Origin of the sequence: Nonomuraea deserti (assembly GCF_004348685.1) — a bacterium.
Lineage (GTDB): Bacteria > Actinomycetota > Actinomycetes > Streptosporangiales > Streptosporangiaceae > Nonomuraea > Nonomuraea deserti.
Map to the genome: position 1 here is coordinate 165,823 of NZ_SMKO01000001.1, position 17,735 is coordinate 183,557.

At 69.9% G+C, this 17,735-nt stretch carries 14 protein-coding genes; 11 read left to right on the forward strand and 3 right to left on the reverse strand.

The window, feature by feature from the left end; all coding sequences use genetic code 11:
• The first annotated feature begins 59 nt into the window (after positions 1 to 59).
• The 7 genes from E1292_RS00890 (at position 60) to hisC (ending at position 9,418) form a co-directional block, all read left to right on the forward strand.
• Complete coding sequence (locus tag E1292_RS00890) at positions 60 to 1,610, forward strand: glycosyltransferase family 4 protein (RefSeq protein WP_246089828.1); 1,551 nt, start codon at positions 60 to 62, stop codon at positions 1,608 to 1,610.
• A gap of 133 nt (positions 1,611 to 1,743) precedes the next feature.
• Entirely contained in the window at positions 1,744 to 2,991 is a 1,248-nt protein-coding gene (locus E1292_RS00895; protein ID WP_281283995.1) for a nucleotide sugar dehydrogenase, read from the forward strand.
• 19 nt (positions 2,992 to 3,010) lie between these two features.
• Positions 3,011 to 4,099 (forward strand): glycosyltransferase, encoded by a 1,089-nt coding sequence (locus E1292_RS00900; protein ID WP_132590937.1) that lies wholly within the window; start codon positions 3,011 to 3,013, stop codon positions 4,097 to 4,099.
• 33 nt (positions 4,100 to 4,132) lie between these two features.
• Positions 4,133 to 5,920, forward strand: a complete 1,788-nt coding sequence (locus E1292_RS00905) for a DUF4434 domain-containing protein (protein WP_132590939.1) — start codon at positions 4,133 to 4,135, stop codon at positions 5,918 to 5,920.
• Between the two features lie 57 nt (positions 5,921 to 5,977).
• A complete protein-coding gene (locus E1292_RS00910) occupies positions 5,978 to 6,643 on the forward strand; it encodes an NUDIX hydrolase (protein ID WP_132506484.1) in 666 nt (221 codons plus the stop codon).
• A gap of 172 nt (positions 6,644 to 6,815) precedes the next feature.
• Positions 6,816 to 8,309 (forward strand): serine/threonine-protein kinase, encoded by a 1,494-nt coding sequence (locus E1292_RS52455; RefSeq protein WP_246089823.1) that lies wholly within the window; start codon positions 6,816 to 6,818, stop codon positions 8,307 to 8,309.
• A 50-nt stretch (positions 8,310 to 8,359) separates the two neighbouring features.
• Positions 8,360 to 9,418, forward strand: coding sequence for a histidinol-phosphate transaminase (gene hisC / locus E1292_RS00920; RefSeq protein WP_181958169.1), 1,059 nt, complete (start codon positions 8,360 to 8,362; stop codon positions 9,416 to 9,418).
• Between the two features lie 5 nt (positions 9,419 to 9,423).
• Here hisC and E1292_RS00925 read toward each other — a convergent pair whose 3' ends face one another.
• Genes E1292_RS00925 through E1292_RS00935 form a run of 3 tightly spaced genes read right to left on the reverse strand, consistent with a single transcriptional unit; the run spans position 9,424 to position 12,705 of the window.
• Positions 9,424 to 10,971, reverse strand: coding sequence for a hypothetical protein (locus tag E1292_RS00925; RefSeq protein ID WP_132590941.1), 1,548 nt, complete (start codon positions 10,969 to 10,971; stop codon positions 9,424 to 9,426).
• Between the two features lie 22 nt (positions 10,972 to 10,993).
• Positions 10,994 to 11,809 carry a carbohydrate ABC transporter permease gene (locus E1292_RS00930; protein WP_246089825.1) on the reverse strand — a complete coding sequence of 272 codons (816 nt, stop codon included), beginning with the start codon at positions 11,807 to 11,809 and terminating at the stop codon, positions 10,994 to 10,996.
• 8 nt (positions 11,810 to 11,817) lie between these two features.
• Positions 11,818 to 12,705 carry a carbohydrate ABC transporter permease gene (locus E1292_RS00935; protein ID WP_132590945.1) on the reverse strand — a complete coding sequence of 296 codons (888 nt, stop codon included), beginning with the start codon at positions 12,703 to 12,705 and terminating at the stop codon, positions 11,818 to 11,820.
• Positions 12,706 to 12,882: 177 nt separating this feature from the next.
• Between E1292_RS00935 and E1292_RS00940 the strand changes: the two genes are divergently transcribed.
• The 4 genes from E1292_RS00940 to E1292_RS00955 are packed head-to-tail and all read left to right on the forward strand — an operon-like array spanning position 12,883 to position 17,612.
• Entirely contained in the window at positions 12,883 to 14,166 is a 1,284-nt protein-coding gene (locus E1292_RS00940) for an ABC transporter substrate-binding protein (protein WP_132590947.1), read from the forward strand.
• Positions 14,150 to 15,148, forward strand: coding sequence for a Gfo/Idh/MocA family protein (locus E1292_RS00945; protein WP_132590949.1), 999 nt, complete (start codon positions 14,150 to 14,152; stop codon positions 15,146 to 15,148). The genes E1292_RS00940 and E1292_RS00945 overlap by 17 nt, the downstream gene beginning before the upstream one ends.
• A complete protein-coding gene (locus E1292_RS00950) occupies positions 15,148 to 16,860 on the forward strand; it encodes a heparinase II/III family protein (protein WP_132590951.1) in 1,713 nt (570 codons plus the stop codon). The genes E1292_RS00945 and E1292_RS00950 overlap by 1 nt, the downstream gene beginning before the upstream one ends.
• The gene (locus tag E1292_RS00955) at positions 16,857 to 17,612 is read left to right on the forward strand and encodes an amidohydrolase family protein (RefSeq protein ID WP_132590953.1); all 756 of its coding nucleotides are present in this window, start codon (positions 16,857 to 16,859) and stop codon (positions 17,610 to 17,612) included. Before E1292_RS00950 ends, E1292_RS00955 begins: the two co-directional genes overlap by 4 nt.
• The last annotated feature ends 123 nt before the right edge of the window (positions 17,613 to 17,735 follow it).

The following is a 17,735-nucleotide window of genomic DNA, read 5'->3' on the forward strand; positions in this document are numbered from 1 at the left end:
GCGTCGGTGGACTTCTCAAAGGCTTCGTCCAGCACCCGATCATCGTTTCCCGGGTGGTCATGACGAAGGTCAGGTCCGACCCCGTCCGCGTGGCCCAGGCCGCCGCCGACACGCTCCCGCCCCGGATGCGCCCCATCGTGGGCAGCGTGGCCTGGCCGGCCGCGCGGCGGGCCCGGCGCATGGTGCGCAAGTTCGGCATGCGCGTGGTCAAGGGCCCGTGGAACGAAGCCAAGACCCACTGGGACGCCGGCCGCGTCAGCGAGGCCGCCGCCGTGCTCGAGGCGCACACCAAATACCCCTTCGTCAAGCGCAGGGCCGCCTACTACCGCGGCGAGCTGGCCGCCATCAGCCCCGACCCGATCCCGCCGGGGCCCAAGGTGGCCATCCTGAGCCGGGTCGAGAACCGCGTGCTGCACGTCGTCACCAACGCGCTGCCGTACACGCAGGCCGGCTACACCGTCCGCACCCACCGCATCGTCACCTCGCAGAAGGCCGCCGGCATCGACCCGCACGTGGTCACGAGCTGGGGCTGGCCGATGTTGCAGGGTCACGCCGACGCGGCCCCGTACGAAGAGATCGACGGCATCCCCTACTACCGGCTGCTGCCGGACGGGCACGGGGAGATGCCGTTCGAGACCCAGGGCCGCATCACGAGGGGCGCCGACGGGGTCACCAAGCTGGTGACCGAGCTGCGGCCGCAGGTCGTGCACGCCGCCACCGACCACCGCAACGGCTCGATCGCCCACGCCGTGCGCGACAGGACGGGCACGCCGTTCGTCTACGAGGTGCGCGGCTTCCTGGAGGAGACCTGGGCCTCGCGTGACCCGATCCGCGTCGGCAGCCAGCGGCACGTGCTCCAGCGCGAGCGCGAGGCGTTCCTGATGCGCGAGGCGGACGCCGTGGTGACGCTGGCCGAGACGATGGCCGCCGAGATCGTCGAGCGCGGCGTGCCCAGGGAGAAGATCCACCTGGCGCCCAACGCCGTGGACGACTCGCTGCTGTCGGTCCACTACGACGGCGCCTCGTTCAGGCAGGCGCACGGCATCGAGCCCGGCGAGATCGTGGTCGGGTCGGTGTCCAGCATCGTGGCCTACGAGGGGTTCGCCACCCTGCTGCGGGCCGCCGCGCTCCTGCGTGACGACCGCACCCCGGTGCGGGTGCTCATCGTCGGCGACGGCACCGAGCGCGACACCCTGCTTGAGCTGGTCGACGAGCTGGGTCTGAGCGACGCCGTGCTGCCGGGACGGGTCGGTCCCGAGGAGGCGCTGCAGGCGCAGGACGCCATCGACATCTTCGTCTGCCCGCGCGAGGACCTTCGTGTGTGCCGACTTGTTACGCCATTGAAACCGGTCGAGGCGATGGCGCTCGGCAAACCCGTCGTACTCAGCGATCTGCCCGCGCTTTCCGAGCTCGTCGGCTCCGACGGCGCCGGAATGCTCGTGCCGCCCGGCGATCCTGCCGCGCTGGCCAAGGCACTCGCCGGGCTCAGGGAAGATCCCGCCAAGCGGGCGGAGATGGGCGAGGCGGGGCGGGCCGAAGTGGCGGCGAAGCGCACGTGGAGCCGGGTTGCCGAGACTTATCAAGCTCTATACCGGTCACTTGCCGAATGATGACCTTCGTGTTGGCTGTCTCTTACGACGGGTTCGGTCGCATTAGGCGTGAGCTAGGTGGAGTTGAGATAACCTTTGCGACCATGAAGTGTTGTTTCCGGCTCCCTAAGGCACAGCTGTGACAGAAATCGACTTGGCTGTCATCGGTCTGGGCTACGTCGGCATGCCGCTCGCCAAAGAGGCGGCGGGCGCCGGGTTGCGGGTCGTCGGCGTGGACGTCGACCCCCGCAAGGTCGACGCGCTCAACGCCGGGCAGTCCTACATCGATGACCTGACCGACGCGGACCTCGAACACATGCTGGCCAACGGGTTCAGCGCCACCCTCGACGAGACCGTGCTGGCCAGAAGCAACACCATCGTCATCTGCGTGCCCACCCCGCTCGACGAGGACCACCGTCCTGACCTGTCGGCCGTGGAGGGCGCCACCAAGACCGTCGCCCGCAACCTGAGCAAGGGCACGCTCGTCGTGCTCGAGTCCACCACCTGGCCGGGCACCACCGACGAGGTGGCCAGGCCGCTGCTGGAGAGCTCGGGGCTCGTCGCGGGCGAGGACTTCCACCTGGCGTTCTCGCCCGAGCGCATCGACCCCGGCAACGCCAAGTTCGGGCTGCGCAACACCCCCAAGGTCGTGGGCGGCTACACGCCCACCTGCCGCGACCGCGCGACGGCGTTCTACGGGCGCTTCATCGAGCAGGTGGTGCCGGTCAGCGGCACCCGCGAGGCCGAGATGGCCAAGCTGCTGGAGAACACCTACCGGCACGTCAACATCGCCCTCGTCAACGAGATGGCGATCTTCTGCGACGAGCTCGGCATCGACCTGTGGGAGTCGATCGAGGCCGCCGCGACCAAGCCGTTCGGCTTCCAGAAGTTCCTGCCAGGACCTGGCGTCGGCGGGCACTGCATCCCCGTCGACCCGTCCTACCTCTCCTACACCGTGCGCAAGCTCGGCTACCCGTTCCGGTTCGTCGAGCTGGCGCAGGAGATCAACGAGCGGATGCCGTCGTACGTGGTGGCGCGCGTCCAACGATTGCTGAACAGCAACAAGAAGCCCGTGAACGGCGCCAAAGTGGTTATGCTCGGCGTCACTTACAAACCGGATATCGCCGACGAGCGTGAGACCCCGGCGCTCCCAGTGGCGCGAGCGCTGCTGGAGCTGGGGGCGGAGCTCTCGTTCGCGGATCCGTACGTCAAGGAGTGGTCGGTCGACGGCACCGCGGTGCCGCGTGAGGAGGATCTCGCCGAGGCCGTGACCAACGCGGACGTGACGCTGCTCCTGCAGCAGCACGCCGCATTCGACCTCGACATGGTCGAGGCGAAAGCCAAGCTCGTGCTGGACACCCGAGGCGTTCTCGCCGAGGGTGAACGCGTCGAGCGGCTGTAGCGACGGAGGGCTGCGCGCAGTGCACGTGCTCGTCATGACGGTGGTGCATAACCCCGAGGACGCGAGGATCCTGCATCGGCAGATCCGTGCTCTCGTGGACGCCGGTCATGAGGTCACGTACGCGGCGTCGTTCACCGCTTTCGGCGTCGTCCCTCGTCCCTGGGTCACGGGCGTCGATCTGCCCAGGGCCGCGCAGCGCAAACGTCTGTCGGCCGTGCTGGCCGCCCGGCGGCTGTTCAAGCGCATGCGCGACAAGGTCGACCTCGTCCTGATCCACGACCCCGAGCTGCTGTTCGCCGTGTGGGGCATGCGCAACCGGCCCCCCGTGGTGTGGGACGTGCACGAGGACACCCCGGCCACGCTCTCGCTGAAGCCCTGGCTCCCCTCGCTCCTGCGGCCGCCCGTGCGCTTCATGGCCCGCATGCTCGAAGGCACCGCCGAGCGTCACATGCACCTGATGCTGGCCGAGACGGCGTACGCGGGCCGGTTCGAGCACGCTCACCCCATCGTGCCCAACGAGACCTGGGTGCCCGACTCCGTGACCCCTCCCGGCGACGACCGGGTGGTCTATCTCGGCTGGCTGTCGCGGGCCAGGGGCGTGATCGAGGCCGTCGAGGTGGCCAAGCTGCTGCAGCCGTACCGCGTGGCCGTGGAGCTGATCGGGTACGCCGACCCGCAGAGCCGTCCGATGCTCAACCAGGCCGTCACCGAGGGCCTGCTGGAATGGCGCGACTTCATGCCCAACGACGAGGCGCTCAAGCGGCTTGACGGGGCGCTCGCGGGGCTTTCCTTACTCCACGACGAGCCCAACTACCGGCATTCCATGCCGACGAAGATCGTTGAGTACATGGCCCACGGCATCCCCGTCATCACCACCCCCTCCCCGCGCGCCGTCGAGCTGGTCGAACGTTACGACAGCGGCGTCGTCGTGCCGTGGGAAAACCCCAAGGCGGTCGCGCAGGCGGTGCTGACCCTCCGCGACGACGTGCGGGAGCGACGGGCGCAGGGGGCGCGCGGTTACGCGGCGGCCCGCGCCAACCACCACTGGCCCAACTCCGCGAAGAGGTTCGTAGCCCAGCTGGAGTCGTGGGCGGGCGTCAGCCGATAACGGTTCTCCTTCAAGGGCGGTAGGTACCTGAACGTGCGCTGGCTTTTCCTCGCTGTGGGCGCGGCCATTCTCGCCGTGGTGGCGGCGGCGATCATCGTGCTCCCCTTCTCGTCGGAGGACCCGGTCGCCGGGCCGGCCACGCCCAAGCCGTCGAGCACCGAGCCGACGCCGAAGGTGAGCGCGGTCACCGACCGGTGTGGAACGTTCGAGACCAAGGAGCAGGCCCCCTACGCCGTCACCGGCTACTGGATCACCCCCAAGTCCAACCCCTGCACCTGGCGCAAGCAGCTGCAGGAGATCCACAGCGTCGGCGGCGACACGATCATCAGGATCGGCTACGGACTGCAATATCGTCCCGTCACCGGCTCCGGCGAGATCAAGACCAAGGACGGCGAGCTCGACTCGCTGTATGAGGCGTGCGAAGAGGACGGCCTGACCTGCCACGACGCGGCCGAGCGGGACCTGAGGAAGGCCAACCCCGGCAACCGGATCGGCCGCACGTACGTCTACCGCACCGACGAGTCGTTCGGCGAGGCCCTGTTCCGCTGCCCCGAGATGGAACACGCCATCCAGACGCCCAAGCGCACCTATTTCCGGCTCATCACCCAGCCGGACGGCTCGGACGACTCCACGTGCGACTTCAGCGGCAGGGCCACCTCCTACGACATGATCCTGATCGCGGGCAAGCCGACGGACAGCTTGAAGGAGCTGCTCGACCTGGCCGACCAGTTCGGCATGCGGGTCTTTCCCGCGCTGCCGCTCGCGCCCCGCGACCCCGAGACGCCGACCAGGGCCAACAGGAAGCACATCGGCACGCTCACCACGGTGACGCGGCGCATCCTGCAGGACTACGGCGTGCGCTTCGCCGAGCGCGAGTCGCTGGGCGGCGTCTACCAGCCGTTCGAGGTCCAGATGTCCGACACCCTGGCCGACAATCCGACGCTGGAGGTCTACGCCGACCAGCACCGGATCGTGGAGCAGGAGTTACCCGGCAAGCCCATCCTGATCAGCCCCTATCTCGACGCCCGCAAGCGGGTGGCGTTCGGCCAGACGCCCAAGCAGGTGGCTGAAGGGTTCAGGGCGCTGACCAAGACGGGCGTCGGCATCATCGCGCCCCAGGACAGCCGCGGCACCGGCAAGGTGGGCCTGTTCTGGCCCGACGAGCGCGAGAGCGAGGTCGACGAGCGGCTGCGGCCGGTGGTGGGGGAGTCGACGTACGAGACCGCCTACCACGGCTCCACGCGCGACTACTACCGCGAGATGTCGATCGCCCGCGAAGAGCTGCTCGTGGCCGGTTACGAGGTGCAGCTGTGGGCGAACGTGGAGGCGTTCGAGCCGTCCGGCGACCAGCCGTGCGCCCCGCACGGCACGCGCGGCAAGACCGACAAGAAACGGCTCGACCAGGCCGTGACCATGGCCGGGCGCTACGTGCAGAAGATCGTCTCCTACATGTGGAGCGACTTCATGACGTGCGGTCAGCCGTCGTTGGAGAGCGAGATCACCGCCGACTGGCGGCGGCCCATCGCGGTCGACGCGATCCGCCGCGGGCGTGACGTCCAGGACGGCGTGGAGGTGCGCGGCTACAACTTCCAGGGCGGCACGGTCACCATCCAGTGGTCCGGCGGGACTCAGGAGCTGGTGGTGTCCGCGGTCGGCTGGCTCGACGAGGACCCGCTGGAGGAACTGCCCGAGGGCATGGTCACCGCGTGGGTGCCGTTCAACTGGTCACAGGTGCCGGCCGGCGAGTGGGTCAAGATCGGGGTGAAGGTGCCGTCAGGACAGTCGACGGCGGAGCCGTTACACGTGCGGATCGACACCTGATCGGCGGGTCGCCGCACCGTTCGCTCCCCGTCCGCGGCTGCGTGTAACGTGCCTGCCATGGTCCCGAGCATCCCGGTCAGCGTCGACCTGGTCGTGCTCACCGTGCGCAACCAGGCGCTGAGCGCGCTCGTGTGGCGTCGCGACAACCCGCCGTTCCTGCGGCGCTGGTCGCTGCCCGGCGGCTTCATCCAGCTCGACGAGGACCTTCCGGCCGCCGCCCACCGCATCCTGGCCGAGCGGGCCGGCCTGCCGGGGGCGCCCGTGCACCTGGAGCAGCTCCAGACCTACGGCTATCCCGACCGCGATCCCCGCCAGCGGGTGCTGAGCGTCGCCTACCTCGGCCTCGCCCCCGACCTGCCGGCCTCGGAGAAGGCCCACATGAGCTGGCAGCCGGTCGACTCGCTCGCCGTCATGGCCTTCGACCACCGCCGCATCATGAAGGACGGCGTCGAGCGGGCCCGCTCCAAGCTGGAATACACCCCTCTGGGGGCGGCCTTCTGCCCGCCCGACTTCACGGTGGCCGACCTGCGCCGCGTCTACGAGATCGTCTGGGGCCGGCTGCTCGACCCCCGCAACTTCCACCGCAAGGTCACCAAGGCCGAGGGGTTCCTGGTGGAGACGGGCGCGACCACGACCCGCGACGGCGGCCGCCCGGCCAAGCTCTACCGCCGGGGCCCGGCCGAACTGCTCCACCCCCCGATGTTGCGCACCCTCAAAGACTGACGCGCTCGCGCTTACCCCGAAAACCGGACATTCGGCCCTGTACGCCCGTAAGATCACATGTCAATGTGCGTGCCGGTCGCGACATCGATGGGAGGCGGCGGATGGCGGGGGAGCCCGAGACGCCGGCGACGGCCCGGGTGATGGGCCGGGTGACGGCCCGGGTGACGGGCCGGTGACGCCGCTGCTCGCGGACCGCTACCGGCTGCTGGCGGAGCTCGGACAGGGCGGCATGGGCACGGTCTGGCGGGCGATGGACGCGCTGCTCCAGCAGGAGGTCGCCGTCAAGGAGGTCAAGCTGCCGCCCGACCTCGACGCGGCCTCGCGGGAGGAGCTGACCCAGCGCACGCTGCGCGAGGCGCGGGCCGCGGCGCGCCTGCGCTCCCATCCGTCCATCGTCACCGTGCACGACGTCGTCCTCGACGGCGGGCGGCCGTGGATCGTCATGGAGCTGGTGCAGGGCCGCTCCCTCGACCAGGCCGTACGCGAGGGCGGGCCGCTGCCGCCGCACAAGGTCGCCTGGATCGGCATGCGGATGCTCGACGCGCTCGGCGCCGCGCACGGGTCAGGAGTCCTGCACCGGGACGTCAAACCCGCCAACGTCATGCTCACCGACGACGGGCGGGTGCTGCTCACCGACTTCGGCATCGCGAGCGTCGCCGGAGACGCCGAGCTCACCCAGACCGGGTTCCTGAGCGGCTCCCCCGGCTACATCGCCCCCGAGCGCCTGCGCGGCGAGGCCGACGGCCCGCTCGCCGACCTTTGGTCGCTCGGCGCCACGCTCTTCACGGCGGTGGAGGGCGCGCCGCCCTTCGCCCGCCCCAACCAGGCCGCCGTGATGGCGGCGGTGCTGATGCAGGAGCCCGCCCCGACCAGGCGGGCAGGTCCGCTCGAGCCCGTGCTCGCCGCCCTCCTCGACAAGGACCCGGCGCGGCGCTGCACCCCCGACCAGGTGGCCGGCTGGCTCGACGCCATCGCCCAGGGCAACCCGGCGACCGACCCGGCCCTGCACAGGCAGCGGACCGCGCCCGGCCGCCTGACCCGCCGCCCCCGCCGGCGGGTCGTCGTGGGCACCGCGATCGCGGTGGCGCTGGTCACGGCGGCAGCGGTGGCCATGGTGCCGATCATGCCGAACCTCATCCGCGTGATCGGCTACCTCGCGGCGCCCCGCCCCACCTACTCCGTGCCGGAACCGGTCGACACTTCCTCCCCGGCGCCGAAGCGGACCACCCGCGACTTCGAGGCCTGCGACCTGCTGACCGCCGCGCAGGTGCGCAAGATACTCGGCGGGCCGGCGAAACGGCAGTACATCGTCGCCTCCAACTGCTCCTGGAAGCGGGACGACGGCAGCAACGTGAGCCTCGCGGCGAGCCGCATGGGTGCCTGGGGCGTCAAGATGGCTCACGACCAGTCGGTCGAGTACATGAAGGAGGAGCCCAAACGCGTTCCAGGGACCAGGCTCCGCAAGGGGCCGAAGGTCGGAAGCGAGGCGTACAGCTTCACCCAGAAGACCCCCTTCTCGTTCCGCGGGCAGCTCTACCGGACCGACATCTCCTTCCGCTCGTCGGACGTCTGGGTGCGCGTGGCCGTCACCGTGCGCCGGCCCGGATTCGCCGCCGGCGACAGGACGGCCAGGCTCGTCCAGGCGTCCCTCGTCAAGCTCCGCTGAAGGCCGGACGGGGTGATGCTTCCCCGCGCCGCGCCTTCTACAGTTGGGCCATGCCTCGTTTCCGCCAGATTCTCGACACCATGGCCCCGTACAAAGCGGGCAAGGCCGTAGCGGCTCCCGACGGGCGGTCGTACAAACTGTCGTCCAACGAGACGCCGTACGATCCGCTGCCGTCCGTGGTCGAGGCCATCGCCGAGGGGGCGCGGCAGATCAACCGCTATCCCGACCCCGCCTCGGTCAGGCTGACCGAGGCCATCGCCGAGCGCTGCTCCGTGCCGCCCGAGCACGTAGCGCTCGGAGCCGGCTCCGTCACGGTCGCGCAGCAGCTGTTCGAGACGGTGGGCGAGCCGGGAGCCGAGGTCGTCTACGCGTGGCGCTCCTTCGAGGCCTATCCGCTCCTCGCCGACCTGGCCGGGGTCACCTCGGTCAGGGTGCCGCTGGCCGGCGAGGACCACGACCTCGACGCCATGGCCGAGGCGATCAACGACCGCACGCGCCTGGTGTTCGTGTGCAACCCCAACAACCCCACGGGCACGGCCATCCGCCGCGGCGCGCTGGAGGCGTTCCTCGACCGGGTGCCCGAGCACGTGCTGGTCGTGCTGGACGAGGCCTACCACGAATACGTCCGCGACCACGACGTCCCCGACGGCCTCACCCTCTACCGCGACCGGCCCAACGTCTGCGTCCTGCGCACCTTCTCCAAGGCGTACGGGCTGGCGGGCCTGCGGGTCGGCTACATGATCGCGCAGGAGCCGGTGGCGTCGGCCGTGCGCAAGACGATCATCCCGTTCGCGGTCAACCACCTCGCGCAGGTCGCGGCCATCGCCTCGCTGCAGGCCGAGGACGAGCTGTTCGACCGGGTCGAGCAGGTGGTCAAGGAGCGCACCCGGGTGAGGGAGTCACTGCTCGCGCAGGGCTGGACGGTGCCGCCCACCGAGGCCAACTTCGTCTGGCTCCGGCTCGGCGGGCGCACCCTCGACTTCGCCGCCGCGTGCGCGGCGGAGGGCGTGGCGGTCCGGCCCTTCGCGGAGGAGGGCGTACGCGTCTCGATCGGCTCTCCCGAGGCCAATGACGCGTTCCTGGCCGCCGCCGCCTCCTTTCCCCGATAGGGCCGTCACTCCTGCCGGCGGGCCTGCCAGTTGAGGTAGGCCACGCCGGCGATGTGGGAGCCCTGGCTGGGTTCGAGGGCCCGGGCTTCGTAGATCGACCTGGAGTGGTCGAACACCACCCGGTCCCACTGCGCCACGGCCATCCAGCGCGGCGCCTGGAGATACTGGCCCGCGGAGGCCAGGCCGCCGGTGCCGTCGACGCGCAGGAACGTGGTCGGCACGCCGTCGGGGTCGGTGGTGGCCATGTTCTTGCTGTAGGTCCTGGCGAACCTGGCCATGTCGGCGCCCTTGAAGCCGAGCCCGTGGCGGAAGGCGAGGGCGGCGAACTCGGCGTCGATCGCGCCGTGGCTGAGGTCCTCGATCTGCTTGGCGCCACGGCCGGACGGAGTGAACTCGGAGATGCCGTCGGCGGCGGCGAAGCCCCGGTAGGTCGCGCCGAACGACGGCCAGTAGGACCAGGTGTAGGCGTCGTCCGCGTCGGTCCTGAGCTCGCGGGCGAAGGTGCGGGCCATCCGCCTGGCCCGGTCGGCGTAGGCGGGGTCGCCGGTGGCGGCGGCGATCTCGGCGTAGGTGAGCCCGAGCGCGAGGAACTGGTTGGTGGGCATCTCGGTGCCGTCGTAGGCGAGCGGGGTGCCCTTGACCCAGGCGAGGTGCCCGCCGCCGTCGTCGCCCTGCCGCCATTCGCGGTCGTGCACGGCGGCCGCGGCCTTGGCGGCCTCGAGATACTCCGCGGCCTTGGCCCGGTAGCGCGGGTCGGCGTGGAGCTTCGGCGTACGCATCACGATCCGGGCGAACGACGCGATCGGGTAGGTGATCATGCCGGTGTGCACCGCGAAGATCACCGGCTGGGAGACGAGCCTGGTCGCGCCCTGGACGGGCGGGGCCGTGCCCTCTTCGTGCAGGTCGCGGGCGGTGACCTGGGTGGGCGTCGGATAGGCGTCGAGGATCTTGCGTACGGCGTAGTCGGGGGAGCCGGGGTCCATGGACAGGTCGGTGAAGGTGGCAACCGCGTCGTTCCTGCTGTTCCGCACCTCTAAGGTGAAGCGGTCGCCGGTGCTGCCCGCCCGCACTGTCGCCGTGGTCAGGTCGGCGTAGGACAGCGAGCTGCGCACCTCCAGCACGGGCCGGCCGGTCGAGTCCTTCAGCTCGGCGATGCCGACCGTGTAGGGGTGCATCGCGCGCCACGCGGGCAGCGACTCCCCGCGATAGTCGGCGACGTCGCGCTCGGAGTCGCGGTTGCCCAGCACGAGGTCGATGTTGGTGACGAGCCGGTCCAGGTAGTGGGTGTCGCGGTAGGCCTCGTACATGCGGATGAAGCCGGCCAGCACGTAGGACTGGCCCCAGGCCAGGCCGCCGTGCTCGTTGTTGTCGGTGGGCTGCCCCACGGCGCCGCTCTCGTGGAAGGCCCGCTCGAAGAGGTCGAACGTCTCCCGCGCCGTGTAGTCGTGGCCCGCCGAGGCGCGAGCCGTGCCCGTGTGCACCATGCCCGTTTGCGCCGTGCCCAGCACGCCCATCGCGAGCGCGCCGAGACCGAACTGCCTGCGTGTCACCATCGATCCATCACCTCCGGCGGCGTCAGCCCTTGACCGCGCCGCGCATGCCTTCGAGTACGTGCCGTTGCATGATCATGAAAACGATGACGACCGGGATGATCGAGATGATCGTTCCGGCCGCCAGGCTGCGAACATCCGTGCCGGTGATTCCGGCGAGATAGGCGATCCCCAGCGCGACGGGGTATTTCGCCGAGTCCTTCAGCACCACGAGCGGCCAGATGAAGCTGTTCCAGACCGAGATGAAGCCGAAGATGCCGAGGATGGCCAGGGTGGGGCGGGCGGCGGGGAGCATGACGTGCCAGAAGATGCGCAGCTCGTGGCAGCCGTCGGTGCGGGCGGCGTCCACGACCTCGCGGGGCACGCCCGCGAACGTCTGACGGAGCAGGAAGATCCCGAAGGCGGAGAGCACCCCGGGAAGGATCACCCCGGCGAACGTGTCGGCCATCCCGAGTTCGGAGACCACGAGGAACCTGGGGATGAGCATGACCTCGCTCGGCAGGAACATCGTGGACAGGATGGCGAAGAAGATGAGGTTCTTGCCCCTGAAGGTCATCAGGGCGAGCGGGTAGGCGCACAACGCGGAGACGACGATGTAGAGCGGCACCGTCACGCCGACGTAGATCACCGAGTTGAGCAGGTAGGTGGGGAAGGGGATGGCGGTCCAGGCCTCGACCGCCCAGTCGAGCACGGGCGGCCGGGGGACGATGTCGGGCGGGAAGGAGAAGACCGCCTGGCCGGCGGGCTTCAGCCCCGCGCTGAGCAGGATGAGGAACGGGCCGACGAAGACCAGGGCGATCGCCGTCAGCAGGACGTACATCCCCGCGCGTCGCAGTCTCATGGGCAGGCTCATGGCATGACCGTCCGTCCGCGGGTGAGCCGGTAGTTGAGGACGGCCATGGCGATCATCAGCACCCAGAGCACCAGCCCCATCGCGCTGGCGTAGCCCATCTCGTAGTGCTCGAACGCCGCCGACCAGATGTAGTAGCCGAGGGTGAGGGTGGCGTCCTGCGGGCCGCCCCTGGTCATCACGTAGATGGAGGTGAAGGCCTGCATGGCGTCGAGCATCTCCACCGTCACCGCGACCGCGATGTACGGCACCATCAGCGGCACCGTGATGTGGCGCAGCCGGTGCCAGGCGGTGGCGCCGTCGACCTTCGCGGCTTCGTACAGGTTGGTGGGGATGGTCTGCAACCCGGCCAGATAGATCATCATGTAGAAGCCCATGCTCTTCCAGCCCTCGACCAGGACGAGCGCGGGCAGCGCCCAGAAGGGGTCGAGGAGGTACTGGATGGGCTGGTCGAGGAGGCCGGCTCCGGTGAGGATCCAGTTGAGCACGCCCTGCTGGTGGAAGACGTACTCCCAGGCGACGCCGACGGCGACCATCGAGGTCACGACGGGCAGGTAGTAGAGCATCCGGAACGTTCTGATGCCGGGGAGTCTCTGGTTGACCAGCACGGCCAGCAGCAGCGGCACGACCACCAGCAGCGGGAACATGCCCACCAGGAAGAGCAGCGAGTTGAGCAGCGCGGTCCAGAACCTGCCGTCTCCGGCGATCCTGGTGAAGTTCTCCACCCCTATGAAGACGGGCTGCGACACCACGTCGTACTCGAGGAACGACAACTGGATCGCGGTGATCGCCGGCCAGGCGAAGAACACGCCGAACAGGACGAGTGCCGGGATCACGAACAGGTAGGGCGTGTACCACCGCTGCCCCGGGATCCGGCCGGCGGCCATCGCATCACCTCCTTTTTGCCGTCCTAAGATTTGATAAAGGCTGGCCAGAATTTGGGGAAGCGTACATTCGGCTGATCGACATGGTCAATACCTGCCTCTTGACGTTCTGTCGCGAGACTGACATGGTGCCGAAAGTGGCGATAAAGGACGGCCATATCTTGCAGGAGGCTCGCGGAGATGACTCGATGTGCCTTAACGATCGGCGCGCTGGCGCTGTCCCTCTTCACCGCCGGCTGCGTCGCCGGCACGTCGCCCCAGACCGCCGCGGTGCCCGCGGACGACCAGCCTTTCGAGGGTGAGGTCGAGTTCTGGACGATCAACCTGAAGAAGAACTACAGCGACTACATCACCGGCCTGATCGCCCAGTACGAGAAGGAACACCCCAAGGTCAGCATCAAGTGGGTGGACGTCCCCGGCCAGGAGAGCGCGACCAAGCTGCTCGCCGCCGTCGCCAGCGGCGACGTGCCCGACGCGGTCAACGTCAACTCGGTCGAGCTGGGCAGGTTCGTCCCGTCGCTGGAGCCGCTCGACGCCTATTTCGGCCAGAAAGAGCTGGCCGACTTCCAGCCCAACCTGGTCGAGCCGATGCGGATGAACGGCAAGCTCTACGCCGTGCCGTGGTACAACGGCGGCTCCCCCGTGGCCATGTACCGCAAGTCGGTCGTCAGCAAGGCCGGCTTCGACGAGAAGGCGCCGCCCACCTCCTTCGCCGAGGCGCTCGCGCTGGCCGACAAGGTCTACGAGGAGACCGAGGTCAACGGCACCAACGCCATCCCCGACCACACCGCGCTGCGCTATCACGGCGTCTCCCTGCTGACGGACGACAAGAAGAAGGCGGCGTTCAACACGCCGGAGGCGGTAGCCGTCCTGGAGATGTTCAAGAAGAGCTACGACAGGCACGGCATCGCGCCCGGCGCCATCTCCAAGGACATCCGCAACCTGCCGCAGTCGCTGGAGAACGGCCAGGTGGCCTTCAAGCCGATGGCCAACGCCGCCGAACTGCTCAACATCCAGAAGAACGCCCCCGACGTCTACAAGGACCTCGTCATCACCGAGCCGGTGAAGATGAACACCGGCGGCTACCTGCTGCTCGCGCAGCAGGCCTTCTCCATCCCGAAGGCCTCCACGCACAAGAAGGCCGCCGCCGAGTTCATCAAGTTCTTCACCAACGGCGTCAACCAGCTCGCCTTCTGCAAGATCGTGCCGATCTACCCGTCCACGGTCTCCTCGACCAAGGACCCCTTCTTCACCCAGGCCGCGGGCGACGACCCGATGGCCGTCGCGCGCCAGGTGATCGTCGAGGGGCTGCCCCAGCTGCAGTACATCCCGCTCGGCACCACCAAGGACGCCGAGCTCGCCGAATACCTCATGGAAGAGGTCAGAGCCTTCCTCCAGGGATCCCAGAGCGCCGGGGAAGCACTCGACGCCGCAGAGAAACGATGGAATGACGCACTTGCCTGAACTTCGCATCGGGATCGTCGGCGCCGGCCTGATGGGCCGCGGCCACGCCGAGGTCCTCGCCGCCCATCCCGGAACCGAGATCACCGCGGTCGCCCGCCGGCCGCTCGAGCACGCTCCGGGAGCGACCGTCTACCCCGGCTACCAGGAGCTGCTCGACTCCGGCACCGTGGACGCGATCTCCATCACCACACCCGACCACCTGCACGCCGACGTCATGGTGGCCGCCGCCCGCGCCGGCGTGCACATCCTGGTCGAGAAGCCGTTCACCACCACCGTGGCCGACGCCGACCGCGCCGTCGCCGCGATCAGGTCGGCAGGCGTGGTGGCGATGTGCCTGTTCAACCACCGCTGGGTGCCGGCGTACGCGCAGGCCAAGGAGCAGATGCGGATGATCGGCGAGCCGGTCGTGGGCTACGCGCGCAAGGACGACACGATCCACGTGCCCACCGAGATGATCGGCTGGGCCGACCGGACCACCTGCGCCTGGTTCCTGTCCAGCCACGACATCGACCTGATGACCTGGCTGTACGACGACGAGGTCGTCGAGGTGTTCGCCACGGCCAGATACGGCAAGCTGCGCGGCCGGGGCATCGACACCCCCGACGCCATGCAGATCCAGGCCAGGTTCGGCCGGGGCGCGGTCGCCACCTTCGAGTCGGCCTGGATCTACCCCAACACCTTCCCCACCATGGTGGACAGCTACGTCACCGTGGCCGGCGAGACGGGCGTCATCCAGCTCGACCGGCAGAAGGAGAACATCCAGCTGGCCACCGAGGACGGCTACGCCTACCCCAGGAACATGCTGCAGCGGGTCGTGCACGGGGTGCCGGCGGGGGCCTACCGCGACGCCATCCACCACTTCGTGGACTGCGCGCTCGCCGGGACCGAGCCGCTGGTCACCGTGGAGAGCTCCCGGCACGTGACCGCGGTCCTGGCGGCCGCGCACGAGTCGGCCCGGACGGGGCAGCCGGTGAAGCTCTGATGGCCGGCACGTACGTGGAGAAGCCGCCGCACGTGGACCCGGCGCGGATGCGGCACATCACCGACGAGGCGCTGCTCGCCGAGCTGGGCGTGACGACGGTCGCGCAGGCCCGGCCGTGGCGGCGGCCCGACCCGGTGTGGCCGGAGCCCCGCCCCGAGGACGTGGCGGAGGCGGACCGGCTGATCGGGACGGAGGTGGACTTCCTCGACAAGGGCCACGGCCGGTCCAGGCTGTACGGGTTCCACTACCTCAGGTGGATGATGCCCCTGGTCTCGGCCTACGCGCAGACCCGTGACCCCCGCTACGCCCGCGAGTGGGACCGCCTCTTCCGGCAGTGGTACGCGAGCCGCGACCAGGTCGAAGGCGACTGGCCCGGGCTTGACGTGGTCTGGTATTCCCTCGGGGTGTCCTCGCGGTCGATGCACGTCACCCGGGCGCTGGCCGTCCTCGCCACCGAGCCCGCGCTCAGCGACGAGTGCTGGCTGCAGATGATGAAGACCGTGCTCGGCGGCGCCAGGTGGGCGGCCGAGGAGCACGACGAGTTCCGGCACGGCAACTGGCAGTTCGCCACCGTCTGCGAGCTGCTGCACGTCGCCCGCGTGTTCGCCGACCTTCCCGAGTCGGGGCGGTGGGCAGAGGTGGCCAGGGCGCGCATCCTGGAACACCTGGAACGGGACGTGCGCGAGGACGGCGGCCACCACGAGCGCTCTCCCGGTTATCACGGCATGTGCCTGGGCGGCGTGCAGCGGGCCGCGTCCGTCGACCCCGACCTGGTGGCGCACCCGCGTTTCCGCGCCATGCACGACTGGCTGGTCTCGCTGACGACGTCGGGCGGCTGGGTCCCGCACCTTCAGGACAGCGGCGTGGTCTGGCCCGCAGAGATGGTGCGGACCGGGGAGAGGTTACTGGGTGAGGCGATCGTGCCCGTCGAGGGCTCGCACGCCCTGGAGGACAGCGCGTACACGATCTTCCGCGCCGGCACCCTGCACACCGTGATCAACCACGGCCCGTACATCGGCCACGAGCTGGAGCCGCACAGCCACCACGCGGCGCTCGACTTCGTGCTGTCCGGCTGGGGGGTGCCGCTGGCCTGGGAGGCGGGCGGCCCGCCGTCGTACGACGACCCCGGCTACTACGACTGGTTCCAGGCGACCAGGGGCCACAACACCCTGATCGTGCCCGGCGAGGAGTACACCGAGGACCGCAGGGCGGCCCGCGACCTGTTCCACGCGGGCGAGCACGTGGACGTCTTCGCCGGTCACCACCACGGCTACCGGGCCAGGCACGACCGCCGGATCGTCTTCGTCCGGAGCGAGCCGTCGTACTGGCTGATCACCGACGCGATCGACGCGGAGGCGATCTGGCTGCTGCACGGGACGTCGCCGTGGACCGGGCACGGCCGCGGCTACGCGAGCAGCCAGGGCCCGGGGCTGCTCGTGGTGCCCGTGGAGCCGCCGGACGAGGTCACGTTCGGCACCGGGCCGGCCAGGATCCCCGACCCGGAGACCGCGACCGCCCCGTACGGCGAGATCCACTCGCTAGGGCTGCGCCGCCGCGACGGCCGGTTCACGGTCGCCGTCTTCCCGTTCAGGGACGGACCGCCCGACGTGCGGGTGAGCCCGCCCACCGTCCGCGTGGGCGGCGTGACCGACACGTTCACGGCGCACGGCTGGGCCCGAGACGGGCTCGCCGAGCACTGGGGCGGCCGATGAGCGAGGACCGGCCGGTCCTGATCGACGCGGACGCCATGCTCGGCCGCCATCCGCGTCGCGACGTGGGCGGGGGGACCGTGGCCGAGCTGCTCGCCGCGATGGACCGGGTGGGCATCGCCGAGGCCGTGGTCGGCAGCATGACGTCGTGGCTGCACGATCCGGGGCGGGGCAACCGCGAGCTGATCGGCCTGCTCGCCGGGCAGCCCAGGCTCAGCCCGTGCTGGGTGATGTTGCCCGACACGTGCGGTGAGACGGGTGCCGGGTTCGCCGGCGCCGCCGTCGAGGCGGGCGTGGTCGCCGTGCGCGCCTTCCCGCGCGAGCACGGCTGGGACCTCGCGGGCGCCGACGCGGCCGCCGTTCTCGACGCCGTGGAGTCCGTACGGCTGCCGCTGCTCGTGGACGCCGGCCAGACCGCCTGGCAGGAGGTGGAGGCGCTCGCGCGGGCGCGCCCGTGCCTGCGGATCGTCGTCGGCGGGGTGGGCTACCGGAGGCTGCGGCAGATCGCCGGCGTGCTGGACAGGACCGGCAACGTGAGCATCGGGCTGGCCGACCTGTCCTCCCACCGCGGGCTCGAGTGGCTGGTCTCCCGGTTCGGCGCGGACAGGTTCGTCTTCGGCACCGGAGCGCCCTACCGCGACCCCGCCGAGGCGGTCACCCGGCTGCTCTGGTCGGAGCTCGGGCAGCCGGAGGTCGCGGCCATCGGCGCGGGGAACGTGCACCGGCTGCTGAGGAGGGAGATCAGAGCGGCTTGACTTCCTCCCCACGCCTAAAGGCGGGGGATTCCAACCTTCACAGGTTGGGTTTCCTGCTTCGTGGGCGACTGCACCCGGGCGGACCCGGAGTGTCTGACATCACCTCCACAGGCAGACACGGCA